Annotated in this window: 12 protein-coding genes; 5 read left to right on the top strand and 7 right to left on the bottom strand. The window is 63.9% G+C overall.

What is annotated here, in order from left to right:
* The 3 genes from ACN0YF_RS05840 to ACN0YF_RS05850 form a co-directional block, all read left to right on the top strand.
* On the top strand, nt 1-424 hold a 424-nt coding region (locus tag ACN0YF_RS05840), incomplete at its 5' end, for an STAS domain-containing protein (RefSeq protein ID WP_417493671.1).
* A gap of 107 nt (nt 425-531) precedes the next feature.
* Complete coding sequence (locus ACN0YF_RS05845; RefSeq protein ID WP_417493672.1) at nt 532-3,741, top strand: amidohydrolase family protein; 3,210 nt, start codon at nt 532-534, stop codon at nt 3,739-3,741.
* A gap of 106 nt (nt 3,742-3,847) precedes the next feature.
* Nucleotides 3,848-5,995, top strand: a complete 2,148-nt coding sequence (locus ACN0YF_RS05850; protein WP_417493673.1) for an acylase — start codon at nt 3,848-3,850, stop codon at nt 5,993-5,995.
* Between the two features lie 12 nt (nt 5,996-6,007).
* On the opposite strand, the gene ACN0YF_RS05855 is transcribed toward ACN0YF_RS05850, so the two are convergent.
* The 4 genes from ACN0YF_RS05855 to ACN0YF_RS05870 all read right to left on the bottom strand — a co-directional run bounded on the left by ACN0YF_RS05855 (nt 6,008) and on the right by ACN0YF_RS05870 (nt 9,039).
* Nucleotides 6,008-6,463 carry a GFA family protein gene (locus ACN0YF_RS05855; protein ID WP_417493674.1) on the bottom strand — a complete coding sequence of 152 codons (456 nt, stop codon included), beginning with the start codon at nt 6,461-6,463 and terminating at the stop codon, nt 6,008-6,010.
* A gap of 167 nt (nt 6,464-6,630) precedes the next feature.
* On the bottom strand, nt 6,631-7,368 hold the full coding sequence (locus ACN0YF_RS05860) for a carbonic anhydrase (RefSeq protein WP_417493675.1): 738 nt from the start codon (nt 7,366-7,368) through the stop codon (nt 6,631-6,633).
* A 73-nt stretch (nt 7,369-7,441) separates the two neighbouring features.
* The gene (locus tag ACN0YF_RS05865; protein WP_417493676.1) at nt 7,442-8,098 is read right to left on the bottom strand and encodes a glutathione S-transferase; all 657 of its coding nucleotides are present in this window, start codon (nt 8,096-8,098) and stop codon (nt 7,442-7,444) included.
* Nucleotides 8,095-9,039, bottom strand: coding sequence for a rhodanese-related sulfurtransferase (locus ACN0YF_RS05870; protein WP_417493677.1), 945 nt, complete (start codon nt 9,037-9,039; stop codon nt 8,095-8,097). Before ACN0YF_RS05870 ends, ACN0YF_RS05865 begins: the two co-directional genes overlap by 4 nt.
* 214 nt (nt 9,040-9,253) lie before the next feature.
* Between ACN0YF_RS05870 and ACN0YF_RS05875 the strand changes: the two genes are divergently transcribed.
* Nucleotides 9,254-9,466 (top strand): ParD-like family protein, encoded by a 213-nt coding sequence (locus ACN0YF_RS05875; protein ID WP_417493678.1) that lies wholly within the window; start codon nt 9,254-9,256, stop codon nt 9,464-9,466.
* Entirely contained in the window at nt 9,463-10,236 is a 774-nt protein-coding gene (gene map, locus ACN0YF_RS05880) for a type I methionyl aminopeptidase (RefSeq protein ID WP_417493679.1), read from the top strand. Before ACN0YF_RS05875 ends, map begins: the two co-directional genes overlap by 4 nt.
* Nucleotides 10,237-10,372: 136 nt before the next feature.
* On the opposite strand, the gene ACN0YF_RS05885 is transcribed toward map, so the two are convergent.
* The 3 genes from ACN0YF_RS05885 to ACN0YF_RS05895 all read right to left on the bottom strand — a co-directional run bounded on the left by ACN0YF_RS05885 (nt 10,373) and on the right by ACN0YF_RS05895 (nt 12,975).
* On the bottom strand, nt 10,373-10,948 hold the full coding sequence (locus ACN0YF_RS05885; protein ID WP_417493680.1) for a hypothetical protein: 576 nt from the start codon (nt 10,946-10,948) through the stop codon (nt 10,373-10,375).
* Between the two features lie 128 nt (nt 10,949-11,076).
* The gene (locus ACN0YF_RS05890) at nt 11,077-11,748 is read right to left on the bottom strand and encodes a DNA-3-methyladenine glycosylase I (RefSeq protein ID WP_417493681.1); all 672 of its coding nucleotides are present in this window, start codon (nt 11,746-11,748) and stop codon (nt 11,077-11,079) included.
* Between the two features lie 9 nt (nt 11,749-11,757).
* On the bottom strand, nt 11,758-12,975 hold the full coding sequence (locus tag ACN0YF_RS05895; protein ID WP_417493682.1) for an efflux RND transporter periplasmic adaptor subunit: 1,218 nt from the start codon (nt 12,973-12,975) through the stop codon (nt 11,758-11,760).
* Between the last annotated feature and the right edge of the window lie 5 nt (nt 12,976-12,980).

A 12,980-nucleotide genomic window follows, 5' to 3' on the forward strand; every position in this document is an offset into this window, starting at 1 on the left:
GGCCGTGATCGTCGGCGTCATTGTCTCGGCGCTGTTCTACGCCTGGAACGCCGCTTCGCGCATCCATGCCCGCACCGAGATCAACGAGAACGGTGCCAAGGTCTACAAGGTCGAAGGGCCGCTCTTCTTCGGGTCGGCCACCGGATTTGTCGAGCTGTTCGACATTGCCGGCGATCCATCACGCGTGATCATCGACTTCAACGAGTCGCGCATTGTCGATCAGTCGGCATTGCAGGCAATCGAGGATCTGGCGGCCAAGTATGACGCGGCCGGCAAACAGCTTGAATTGCGCCATCTCAGCCATGATTGTCACCAGCTCCTGACCAAGGCCGGCCAGCTGATGGTCGATGCCGATGATGATCCGGAATACGCGCTGGCGGTGGACTACCAGGTCCGTCTCGGCCGTATGGGTGGTTCCCACTAGGCGGATCACCACTGGCCGCTGCGGCCTGTGTTACAGAACGGTTAGTTTGCTGCTTCGACGCGGCGGCTCTACTCTCCACGCAATCTTTGGATTCTTTGGGGGGTAAAATGACCCGTTTCATGCTCACGCTTGCCGCATCGACCATTCTGTGCACGTCGCCGGGCCTTGCCTGGCAGGACGCCGAGGCGGCCGAAGCCGACGCGCCATGGGATGTCGCCAATCCCGGTCTCGACATGCACGAGGTGCCACTCAATGTCACCGAAGGCACCTGGATGAGCCTTGATGTCAGCCCCGACGGGCAGACCATCGCCTTCGACCTGCTCGGTGATATCTACACCATTCCGGTCACCGGCGGCGAAGCGACGAATATCGCCTCGGGCATGCCCTGGGAAATCCAGCCACGCTTTTCGCCCGATGGCAGCCGCATTGCCTTCACGTCTGATCGCGGGGGCGGTGACAATATCTGGATCATGGATGCCGACGGCTCGAACGCGGCCGCGCTGACCGATGAGAGCTTCCGCCTCCTCAACAATCCGACCTGGCACCCCAATGGCCGCTATGTCGCGGCACGCAAACACTACACCACGGGCCGTTCGGCCGGCGTGGGCGAAATCTGGATGTACCACGTGCTTGGCGGCGACGGCGTGCAGCTGGTCGAGCGCCCCAATGAGAATTTCCAGAAAGAACTCGGCGAGCCGATGTTCTCGCCCGATGGACGCTATGTCTATTACACGATGAATGTGACCCCGGGTAACAGCTTCATCTATGCCCAGGATTCCAACGGCGACCTCTTCGACATCCTGCGCTATGACCTCGAGACCGGCGAAACCTCGACCGCTGTCTCCGGGGCCGGCGGCGCCGTGCGCCCGACGCCATCGCCGGACGGGCGCTACATGGCCTTCGTGCGCCGCGAGCGCATCCAGTCGACCCTCTATATCAAGGACCTGAACAGCGGCGAGGAACGCCGTCTGGTCGATAATCTCGACCAGGACATGCAGGAGACCTGGGGCGTCACGGGCATGTATCCGAACATGGACTGGATGCCCGACAGCCAGTCGATCGTCTACTGGGCCGGTGGCCAGATCCATCGCGTTGACCTGGCCAGTGGAACGGTCACCGACATCCCGTTCTCGGTCAATGACACCCGCAATATTGTCGAACCTCCGCGGCCCCGGATCGAAGTGGCGCCGGCGACGTTCGAAACCCGCATGCCGCGCTTTGCCACGGCGTCACCCGATGGCAGCCAGATCGTGTTCGAAAGCCTCGGCCAGCTCTGGGTTCGCAGCGCGGCCGGCGATGCCGAACCGCGCCGTCTGACCAATAATAATGGCGATCGCCGCGAGCTCTTCCCGAGCTGGTCGGCCGATGGCCGCACCATTGTCTTTGCGACCTGGGATGATCAGGCGCTGGGTTCGATCCGCACGATTTCGGCGCGCGGCGGTCGCGAGACCGTGGTGACCTCCGAGCCGGGGCATTACCGCCGGCCGCGCTTCTCGCCCGATGGCAATACCATCGTGTTTGAAAAGGGCGAGGGCGGTTACCTCACCGCACCGGAATGGTCCGAAGCGCCGGGCATCTACACTGTCCCGGCCCGTGGCGGTGCCATGTCGCTGGTGACGGAGAGCGGTGAAAATCCGCAATTCGGCAATCGCAATGACCGTGTCTTCGTGACGCGCGGCGGTGACGGTGCCTCGCTGGTCTCAATGGACCTGAACGGTGCCAATGAACGCACCCACGCCACCGGTGAACTGGTGACGGAATTTGAAGTCTCGCCGGCTGGCGATCATGTCGCCTACCGCCAGAATTATGATGTCTTCGTCAGCCCGCTCCTGCCGGGCCCGCAATCGGTCGGCGAAAGCCGCACCACGGGTGCCCTGCCGACGGTCGAGCTGTCGGGCAATGGTGGAACCTATTTCCACTGGAGTGATGGCGGCCAGCAGGTCAACTGGACCATGGGGCCGGTGTTCTATTCGGCCCGGATGGAGGATTTCCGTCCCGATCCGAATGCCGGGGCGGGCGAGGGCTATACCCCGCCGAGCGAAGGCGTGAACCTGTCCATGACCGTCACTGCCGATGAACCCTCGGGCATTACGGCCCTGGTCGGCGCGCGTATCATCACCATGGCCGATGATGATGGCGGCGTTATCGAAAACGGCACGATCCTGATCGATGGCAATCGCATCACCGCTGTCGGCGCCGATATCGAGGTGCCGGAAGGTGCGCGCGTGGTTGATGTTGCCGGGCATACCATCACGCCGGGCTTCATCGATTCCCATGCTCACGGCCCGCAGGGCACGGACGATATCATTCCCGAACAGAACTGGTCGGAGATTGCCCATCTCGCCTTCGGCGTGACCACGACCCACAATCCGTCGAGCCGCGCCAGCCAGATCTTCTCGGCCAGCGAATACCAGCGCGCCGGCCGCCTCCTGGCCCCGCGCATCTATTCCAGCGGCGAGATCGTCTATGGCGCCCGTGCGCCATCGGTCTATGCCGAGATCAACAGCCTGGATGATGCCGAGCAGCACGTCTTCCGCCTCGCGGCGCAGGGTGCGCACTCGATCAAGAACTACAACCAGCCGCGTCGTGACCAGCGCCAACAGGTTGTTGCGGCATCGATGGAGGCCGGCCTCCTGGTCGTGCCGGAGGGCGGTTCCAATTACCATATGGACATGTCGCTGATCACCGACGGCAATTCGTCCCTGGAGCATAATCTTCCGGTCTCGATGATCTATGAGGACGTGCTGAGCCTCTACGCCCAGACCCAGGTCGCCTATTCACCCACCCTGGTGGTTTCCTATGGCGGTCTCGCCGGCGATCCCTATTGGCGACAGGCGACGGATGTCTGGCTGCACCCGATCCTGTCGCAGCATGTGCCGCCGAGCATCCTGCAGGCGAGCTCGGTTCGCCGCACCACGGCGCCGGAGAGCGATTTCGTTGATGACGATAATGGCCGGGTCTCGCACCTTCTGCTGCAGCGCGGCGTCGATGTCGTGATCGGTGGTCACGGCCAGGAAGAGGGCCTCGCATCGCATTGGGAAATGTGGTCGCTGGTGCGCGGTGGCTGGTCGCCGCTCGAGGCCCTGCAGGCCGCGACGGTAATGCCGGCCCGTCATCTCGGCTTTGAGGCCGATATTGGCTCGCTCGAGGTCGGCAAGCTCGCTGACCTGGTGGTCCTGCGCGCCAATCCGCTCGATGATATCGGCAATACCGACGAGATCGACTTCGTGATGCTCAATGGCCGTCTCTATGATGCCGAGACCATGAATGAGACCGTCACCGGTGATCGTGAGCGCCAGCCCTATTTCTGGGAGTAGGCGCAGGCCTTTCAGGCATGAGAAGGGGCGTCCTGCGGGGCGCCCCTTTTTGCGCGCTTGCGGCCGCGCCGCGCTGGGCTAGACTTGCCGGCAAAGGGGAAATCTCATGAAGCTGTCGAAGTTCTGGGGACGGATTGTCGTGACCGTCATCGTGTTGGTCGTCGCCGCGACGATGGTCAATATGGGGTCGCAATATCTCAAGCTGCAGGCGTTTACGCGCCAGGCCATTGAGGTCGCGGAGACCTATTCTGTGCGCATCGTGCGCGACGAGTTTGGCGTGCCGCAGATCTATGGCGTCACCGATCCCGACACCGCCTTCGGTCTTGGCTATGCCCAGGCCGAGGATGACTGGGCGACCTTGCAGACCACCCTGGTGGCCGCACGCGGACGGCTGGCGCGCTATGCCGGTCAGGATGCCGCGCCGACGGATTACATCGTCCAGCTTCTGCGCATCCGTGAACTGGTCGAGGCGCGCTATGACAGCGATCTGTCCCCGGCGACGCGGGCGCTTGTCGAGGCCTATGCCGACGGGCTCAACCTGTATGCCGCCGAACATCCAAGGCAAATCTGGTCGGCCGAAATGCCGGTTCGCGGGCAGGACATCGTCGCGGGCTTCGTCCTGCGCACGCCCTTCATGTACGGGCTCGACGCCGACCTTGCCGAATTGTTCGAGGATGCCCGGCAACGCACCGTCTCGATGGGCTCCAGCGAGACGGCTTTCCAGCTGATCGAGGCCGAGCGCCTTCCCCTTGGCTCGAATGCCTTCGCGATTGCGCCGGAGCGTTCGGCTGACGGCGCGACGCGGCTTTTGATCAATTCGCACCAGCCGTTTGAAGGGCCTGTGGCCTGGTATGAGGCACGGCTGCATTCCGAGGATGGCTGGAACATGACCGGCGCGACCTTCCCCGGCGCGCCGCTGATCCTGCACGGATTCAATCCTGATCTCGCCTGGGCCCATACGGTCAACAAGCCGGACCTGTCGGACATCTATGTGCTCGAAACAGACGGTGATCGCTATCTTCTCGATGGGGAGTGGCTGGAACTCGAGCATGGCACCGCGCGCCTGACGGTCGGTATCTTCGGACCGATCCGCTGGACGGTGACGCGGGATATGTGGTGGTCACGCCACGGCCCCGTCGTGCGTACAGATCATGGCGATTACGCCATCCGCTATTCCGGCATGGATCAGGTGGGTCAGGTCGAGCAATGGTATGCGATGAACCGCGCGACTGATTTCGACAGCTGGATGGCGGCGATGGAGATCAATGCCATCTCCTCGCTCAACGCCGTCTATGCCGACCGTGAGGGGCATATCGCTTACGTCTACAATGCCCGCATGCCGGTCCGCGAGGAAGGCTATGACTGGCTGCAATACCTGCCCGGCGATCGGTCGGAACTGATCTGGGACGAGTATCTGCCGCTCACCGCCATGCCGATCTATACCGATCCGGCGAGCGGCTGGCTGCTCTCGGCCAACCAGATGCCGTTTGACGCGACCGAGCTGGCCGACAATATCGATGCGGCCGGTTATTCGCCGACCTTCGGCATCCAGCCGCGCTATTCCAACCGGGCCTGGCGCGGTCTGGAACTCTTGCGCGCCCAGGGCCGGATCAGCCGCGAGGATCTGCTGGAGATCAAGTTCGACAAGACCTATTCTGGTCAGTCACCGGTAGCGCGTCTTGTCACGGAATTGCTGGGCGAGGATTTCAGCGGTGACCCGGGACTGGCCGAGGCGCAATCCGTGCTGCGGCGCTGGGACCTCTCAACCGATACCGCCAATCGGGAGGCCGCGCTCGGCGTGCTCGTCGCGGTGCGCTGTATCGGCAATCTGCACACCAATGATCCCTGGCTGATGGACCCGGTCGCGGCGCTGCGCGAGGCTGCGGCCGAGCTGATGATGCATCACAACCAGCTCGACCCGGAATGGGGCGAGGTCAACCGGCTGGTGCGCGGTGACGTCAATATCCCGATCGGCGGCGGGCCGGACGTCCTGCGCGCCATCTATGCCGGCTCGCACGACCTCAATGAGGACGGCCAGCTCGTGGCCGCCGCCGGCGATACCTCGATCATGCTGGTCGAATGGCTAGCCGATGGCACACAGCGCGCCGAGGCGATCCACCAGTACGGCTCGGCGACGCTCGACGAGAGCTCGCCGCACTATGCCGACCAGGCGCCGCTGTTTGCGGCCGAGCAATGGCGCACGCTCGATCTCTCGAACCGTGAGGGTGGCTACCGGCCCGGCGAGCCGCATTGATCGAACGGCGCGTCAGGCGCTCTCGGCGAATTCGGCCATCAGGGCCGGGATATCCTCCATGGCCGGGAAGGCTTCAAAGCTGTGGCGTGCCGGGGTCGTTGCCCAGGCGAGCCTGTCCTGCGTCATGGTTTCGATGAAGGGTGAGAACCAGGAGGTGTCCTCGAACATCGTCGGGCGCACACTGACGAAATAGTCCAGTCCGGCGATGCGGGTGAAAACCCAGGTCATGCAGCGCGGACAGAATTGGTGGTCGAGCTGACCCTCGCCGAGCCCCCCACGCCGGGTTTCGCCCCGGGTGACGGCAAACCCGTACGGCGGCACCATTGCCGTCAGTGAAAAGGCGCTGGCGCTCATCTTCTGGCACCCGGTGCAATGGCAGGCGGCGGTCATCAGTGGCGGCGCTGTCAGCTCAACCGCGACATCGCCGCAGCGACAGGTGCCCTGAAGCGGCAAATTGGGCGTGGTCATTATTCGATCTCCGGACCGGTGAGACGGGTGCTCAATGTCTACACACCCTGACCAGCCAGTTCCACCAGCGAAAATCGGGATCCGCATTCTGTCGTCGGGCGAACAGAGCGGCACGAAAAAGGCCCCGGGCGATCACCCGGGGCCTTTCTGGCGGTGATAGCGTGGGTCTATTCGCCGGAGACGAGCACAAAGCGGCGATTGAGCGGCTGCACCGGTCGGAAGCTGTCCGGATGACGGCTTTCGAACGTGTCGATCTGTTCCGGCGTTGCCGAGACCGGCGCAGTGAAGACCGTCCAGGAGACAATCTCGCTGCAGGGCGGGGTGGTCAGGGAACCCTGGTAGCGGAAGGCCTCGCGATCGGCGGGCAGGAAGTCATTGAGGTGGATGCGCGCGGCAATGCCCGGTGAGGCATGGCTGTCGGCGGGCATGGCGGCCCAGATCGAGCCGAGGGTCGCCAGCGCATCGCCGCGCTCGACCATCACGCCGATCACGGCGAGATCGCCGGCGTCGGACTGGTGTACGAAATGAACTTCCATCGGCGCGTGGCGGCCATTGACCGTGTGTTCACTGGCGGCGTGGAAGTGGAATTGCAGCAATCGGTAGGCGGTGCCATCCAGCGTGATACCGCCGGCATTCTCGACATTGACCTGGACGGTATGGCCATTATCGACCACGACGCCGGCCGTCTCCTCGGCCCAGTCGATGGCCGGTTCGCTCAGCCCGGCATTCACGGCATCGGTCAGATCGATCGGTGATTGTTGCTGGCCGACAGCGCAGACCGCCCAGTCCGGGTTCATCTCCTGCCAGTGCGCGGGGCCTTCATGGCCTTCATAGCCCCAATGCTGGGCCTGGGCCGGCATGGCGGCGCAGGCGGCGAGGGCGAGCGGTATCCAGATGCGTTGCACGGAAAATCTCCTGATGCTGTGGGCCGCCCGTGCTGATGCCGGGCGAATCCTGATTGGCCTCAAATTGCGCGCCTTATGATGGAGCACCCGTTAACGATGGTCCGTCTTGTGCGGGGGCGGCCTGCCAGACCGGGTGTTTGTGCATGATCGCCTTGAAGACCGGCGAGTCGAGATGTTCCGCGAGCCAGGCCTGGAGATGCGGCAGGGCCTGGGCGGCCAACCAGTCGCGGTCGGTATGGGCGAACTGGCGCACGAAGGGGAAGATTGCCGCATCGGCCAGGCTCATCGTCTCGCCACACAGGAAGGCGGAGCCAGCCAGACGCGTCTCGAGCCCGGTGAGAATTTCCAGTCCGCGGGCACGGTTTTCCAGCGCGTCCTCGCCCTCATAGCGGTTCGGGTATTTATAGCGATCCAGCGCCTGCTTGAACGGCCCGTCATTGACCGCCACCAGTTCGAACATGGCATCGCCCGGCGCCAGCCAGCCGCGCGGATCATTGCGCGCCAGCGCCCAGCGCATGATGTCGAGGCTTTCCTCGATCACTGTTCCGTCGGGCAGGACCAGCACCGGCACCGTGCCCTTGGGCGAGGCGGCGAGCATTTCGGCCGGCTTGTCGCGCAGCAGGACTTCGCGGTGTTCGACTGGAGTCTCGCTGGCGGCGAGCGCCAGCCTTGCCCGCATCGCATAGGGGCAGCGGCGGAAGGAGTAGAGGACGGGCAGGGCGGCGCTCACCCGGCCTCGCTTTCGCTCGTCTCATCATCATAGACGCGGCCGAGATGTTTCTCCCCGCGCCGGGCCGCCAGTTGCGCTTGGCGATGCCGTTCGGCGAAGCGGGCGCGGTCAGCCTCGGAAAACCGGTCATGGCAATGCGGGCAGGAGACGCCGGGCACGAATTTGTCGGAACGCAGATCCTCCGGCGCCAGCGGCTCGCGGCAGGCATGGCAGAGCGTGTGCGTGCCCTGTTCCAGACCGTGCACCACGGCAACGCGGCGGTCGAACACGAAGCACTCGCCGCGCCACAGGCTTTCTTCGGCGGGCACGGTCTCGAGATATTTCAGAATGCCGCCCTTGAGATGGAAGACTTCATCGATCCCCTCGGCCTTCACGAAGGAAGTGGCTTTCTCGCAGCGGATGCCACCGGTGCAATACATTGCGACACGGGCATTGGGCCGGCCCTGACGGAATTGCCGGAACCAGCCGGGAAATTCGCGAAAGCTCATCGTCTCCGGATTGACCGCGCCCTCGAACTGGCCGATCCGCACTTCGTAATCATTGCGGGTGTCGATCGTGACGACATCGGGAGCGGTGATCAGCTCATTCCATTCCTCCGGATCGACATAGGAGCCGACCATCGCATTCGGGTCGACGCCGGGAATGCCCATGGTCACGATTTCGCGCTTGAGCCGCACTTTCAGCCGCAGGAAGGGCTGTTCATCGGCCCAGCTCTCCTTGTGCTCGAGATCGCCGCAGCCGGGCAGGGAGCGGATCGCGTCGAGCATGGCAGCGATCCCGTCGGCGGGGCCGGCGATCGTGCCGTTGATGCCTTCGGAGGCGAGCAGGATCGTGCCGGTGATCGCATTGGCTTCGCCGACCTGTTTGAGCTTGGCCTGCAGCGCATCGAGCCCGTCGAGCGGGGTGAATTTATACAGGGCGGCGACAGTGAAGCGGGGCATGGGCGGGTCCGGTATGGTTTGGCCTTGCTATAGCAAGTTCAGGCACCGGAGCGGAGTCCCGCGCTGCGCTTGCTGATACGAGAACCGCCGCGTCCTCGCCGGGGGCATCATCGTTGCGCGGTTCGCCAGTGCGCTGGCAGCGCCTGCACTGAAGCGCCTTGGCATTTCGCCATATGATATGTATATGGTGCATATATAAATCATGGAGGCCACGATGGGTATCGTGAATATTGATGATGATTTGCACGATCAGCTGCGCAGGGCGAGCAAGGTGTCGTGCCGTTCGATCAATGCGCAGGCCGCCTACTGGATCAAGATCGGCATGCTGTGCGAGGCGAGTCCGACGCTTGGCTTCGCCGAGATCATCAAGCGCGAAATGGAGGCCGCCGGTGTTGAGCCGCACTCGTTGACCGAGAACGCCGCATGACCAAAACGTCTGAGGAGCTGGCCTTGATGGCGCAGTCCGGCCGCTTGCTGGCGTCAGTCTTCGGGCTGCTGGACCGAACCGCTCTGACGGGCATGTCCACCCTGCAGGTCGACGAACTGGTCGAGGATTATATCGTCCACGACCTTGAGGCGCGGCCCGCCAGCCTGGGGCAATATGGCTTTCAATTCGTGCTGAATTCCTCGGTAAACCATGTGGTCTGCCACGGCGTACCTTCGAAATCGGATGTGCTGCGCGAGGGCGATATCGTCAATTTCGACATTACGTTGGAGAAGAACGGTTTTATCGCGGATTCCAGCAAGACCTATCTCGTTGGCGCGGTGAAACCGGCCGCCCGCCGGCTCGTCAAGACCACCCATGACGCGATGTGGAAGGGGATCGGCGCGGTGCGTCCGGGCGCGCATCTGGGCGATATCGGATGGGCAATCGAGCGCCATGCCAAGCGCAATGGCTACTCCGTGGTGCGCGAATATTGCGGTCACGGCATTGGCCGGGAAATGCATGAGGAGCCGCAAGTCCTCCATTTCGGCAAACCCGGGACCGGGCTTGTCTTGCGCGAGGGTATGGTTTTCACGATTGAGCCCATGCTCAATCATGGTCGGCGTTATGTGCGGACCGAGCCCGACGGCTGGACAGTGGTGACGAAGGATGGATCGCTATCGGCACAGTTCGAGCACACCGTCGCCGTGACAGCGACCGGTGTTTCGGTGCTGACGCTCCGTCCTGAGGAAAAGGCGCGCATGGCCAGCTAGGCCGTTCCCATCCGCATCGGCAGCCGCGGCCTGGTCGTAAATCGAGACGATCGTGCCAACGAGCTTGTAAATCGGCTGATTGCCGCCGGGGTGGTTCGGGGTGAAGGCATCGCAATAGCTATACCCGGCGCGCCATCTAGTCGGGAATCGGGATGATGATGTCGGTCAGAATGTAGATGGGGCCCGCTGCCTCTTCTTCCCACGGCGGCGCGGCGGCACACCGGGTGATGCCCGGCGTTTCACCGGCAGGGTCTCGTCCCCAATCGATCGACCCCGTGGCGCCATCCTGGCTGCAAATCACCAGATCCTCGCCATCACGTTGACCGCCGACCAGTGCTTCGGATGGCACGGCGGTGAGACTCTCGGCGAGCAGGGGGATCCAATACGGGAGATGGCCGGGCGCCGGTACCAGAAATTCCCGCTCACGCTGAGCGGCGCTGGGCACGTTTTCAACCACGCAATCGGTGCCGTCGAACCATCCGAGCCACACGGTGTCGTGGTCCGGGTGACCGGGTTGATCCAGCGTGATGCGGCAAAGCGGGTGTTCCGGGAAATCCAGCGCGGCGACCGCCTTGAGCGGCGGCAAGCTCTGGCTGACCCAGATATAGGTATCCTCGGCCTGAGCTGCGGCGCTGAACGTCATGCTCGCGAGCGCTGAGGTGGCAAGCGAGAGGGCCGCGGTGCACAGGCGGGATTTTCCGGACAGGGTCATGATGGCTCCTGGTTCAACTTCGGCTCTCAGGGGCATGATCGGGTGCCCGCCAAGTCACAAAACTGGTAAATGAGAACCGGGCGCTTTGCCAATGTATTCAGCCAAGTCACCGTCCAGAATATCGAATTCTAACTCCCCACACTCATCGACAAGACCCGGCTGATCTCCGTCAAGGATCGCCCGGACTGGTCCTTCCAGCTATTGAAGGCCGCCTGCACCGCCGCGAGATCGCGCTTCGAGGTCGGCGGTTTGGCCACGACGCCCTCGGCGATCAGGCGGGCGCTGACGTCCTTGGAGAGGATGAAGCTCTCCTTGCCCATCCAGCGCATCACGCGTTGGCCGGTGGCCCCGCCCAGCCGTGAGCCGCGCCTGGCGAGCACATCCATCAGGCCGATGAAATCATCCGCCGGCCAGTCGGCGAAGAATTTGGCGGCGCTGCCATGCTCGGCGGCGAGATCGGTGAGGAAGCGGGCATTTTCGATCACGGCCATGATCTTGGCGCCATTGCGGACAATGGCCTTGTCGGAGAGCAGCCGGTCCACCTCCTCATCGCCGTAAAACGCTACGCGCGGGGGATCAAAACCCTCGAAGGCGGTCTCGAAACCGGGCCATTTCGCCTCGATCACCTTCCAGTGGAAACCGGCCTGGAACAGGCATTTCGCCATCATCGACAGCCAGCGATCATCGGGTATGGCGGCGAGCTCCTCCGCCGGCAGTGGTTTCGACAGCAGGGCTTCCAGTGCGTCGGATCCGCCCTTGCGATCGGCGGCGATGGCGAAGATTTCCTCGAAGGTGCGCATGATCAGATCCTAGAGCGCGGCGTCGCGTTGCCTGACGGCGATCCCGTCGCGGATTTGCGGGCCGGGATACATCACGATCCTGTCGCCGGCTTCGAGGCCGGAGAGGATTTGCGCCATGCGGCCATTCTCCTGGCCGATCTCCACCGGTGTCAGCGCGGCCCGGCCGTCCTCGACCCGGTAGACGGCCCATTGACCCTCGGAGCGGAACAGGGCGGCGACGGGCAGTTGGACGACATCATCCTGCTGCCAGATCGTCACCGCCGCCTCGACGCGATAGCCATGGCCCAGCGCGGCCCATTGTGCGGGCTCGTCGAGCAGGTCGATGATGACATTGACGCGTTGTTCCTCGACGCCCAGTGCCGAGACCTTGATGAAGCCATAGGGCTCGATCCGGCGCACGCGGCCGCGCAGCGTGCCGCTGCCACCCCAGGCGGTGATCTCGGCAGCATCGCCTTCATGGATCTGCACCGCATCGGTGGAGAGGAATTCGACGACGATCTCCAGATCGGCCGGATCGCCCATTTCCAGGATCGGCGTGCCGGGCACGACAATGCTTTCGCTTTCCTGCAACACCTGCAGCAGGCGGCCGCTGATCGGTGCATGGATCTCGACCAGCCCGCCATTGGCGCCGTCCTCGCCGGGCTGGAGCAGGCGCGCCTGTGCCGCTTCCAGCTCGGCCTCGACGCGGGCGACATTGGCGCGCGCGGTATTGAGGCCGGCATAGGCCGTGCGCCGGGTCAGCCGGACGCGGTCGACAGCGCCCTGGGAGGCAACACCGGTGCCGAACAGGGTCTCGATACGCTCGGCCTCGGTGCGGGCATACTCATATTCCAGGGCGGCGCGCTGGGCCTCGGCATTGGCGAAGGCGAGGGCGGCCTCGGCCGAGCGCACGGCGGCGCGGGCCTCGGTCTGGGAGCGCGCATCAAGCAGGGCCGGATCGCTGGGCAATATGGTCGCCAGCACATCGCCGGCTGCAACGCTGTCACCGGCATCATGATTGACCCTGAGCAGGCGCCCGCCCAGCGGTGCCGAGACGACATAGACTTCGCGCACGCGGGTGCGCGCCTCGTCGCGGACGCTGACGGCCAGGCTGCCTCGGCTCACCTCGGCCAGATCGACCAGAACCGGTTGTGGCCGGAAGGCGAGGGCGAGCAGCACGACGAGGCCGATCCCGGCGATGGCCCAGAAGACGGTGCGGAAATTGAGTGTGATGCCGGCGATTTTCAAAACCC

It is taken from the genome of Maricaulis sp. (genome assembly GCF_048270265.1).
Classification (GTDB): Bacteria; Pseudomonadota; Alphaproteobacteria; order Caulobacterales; family Maricaulaceae; genus Maricaulis.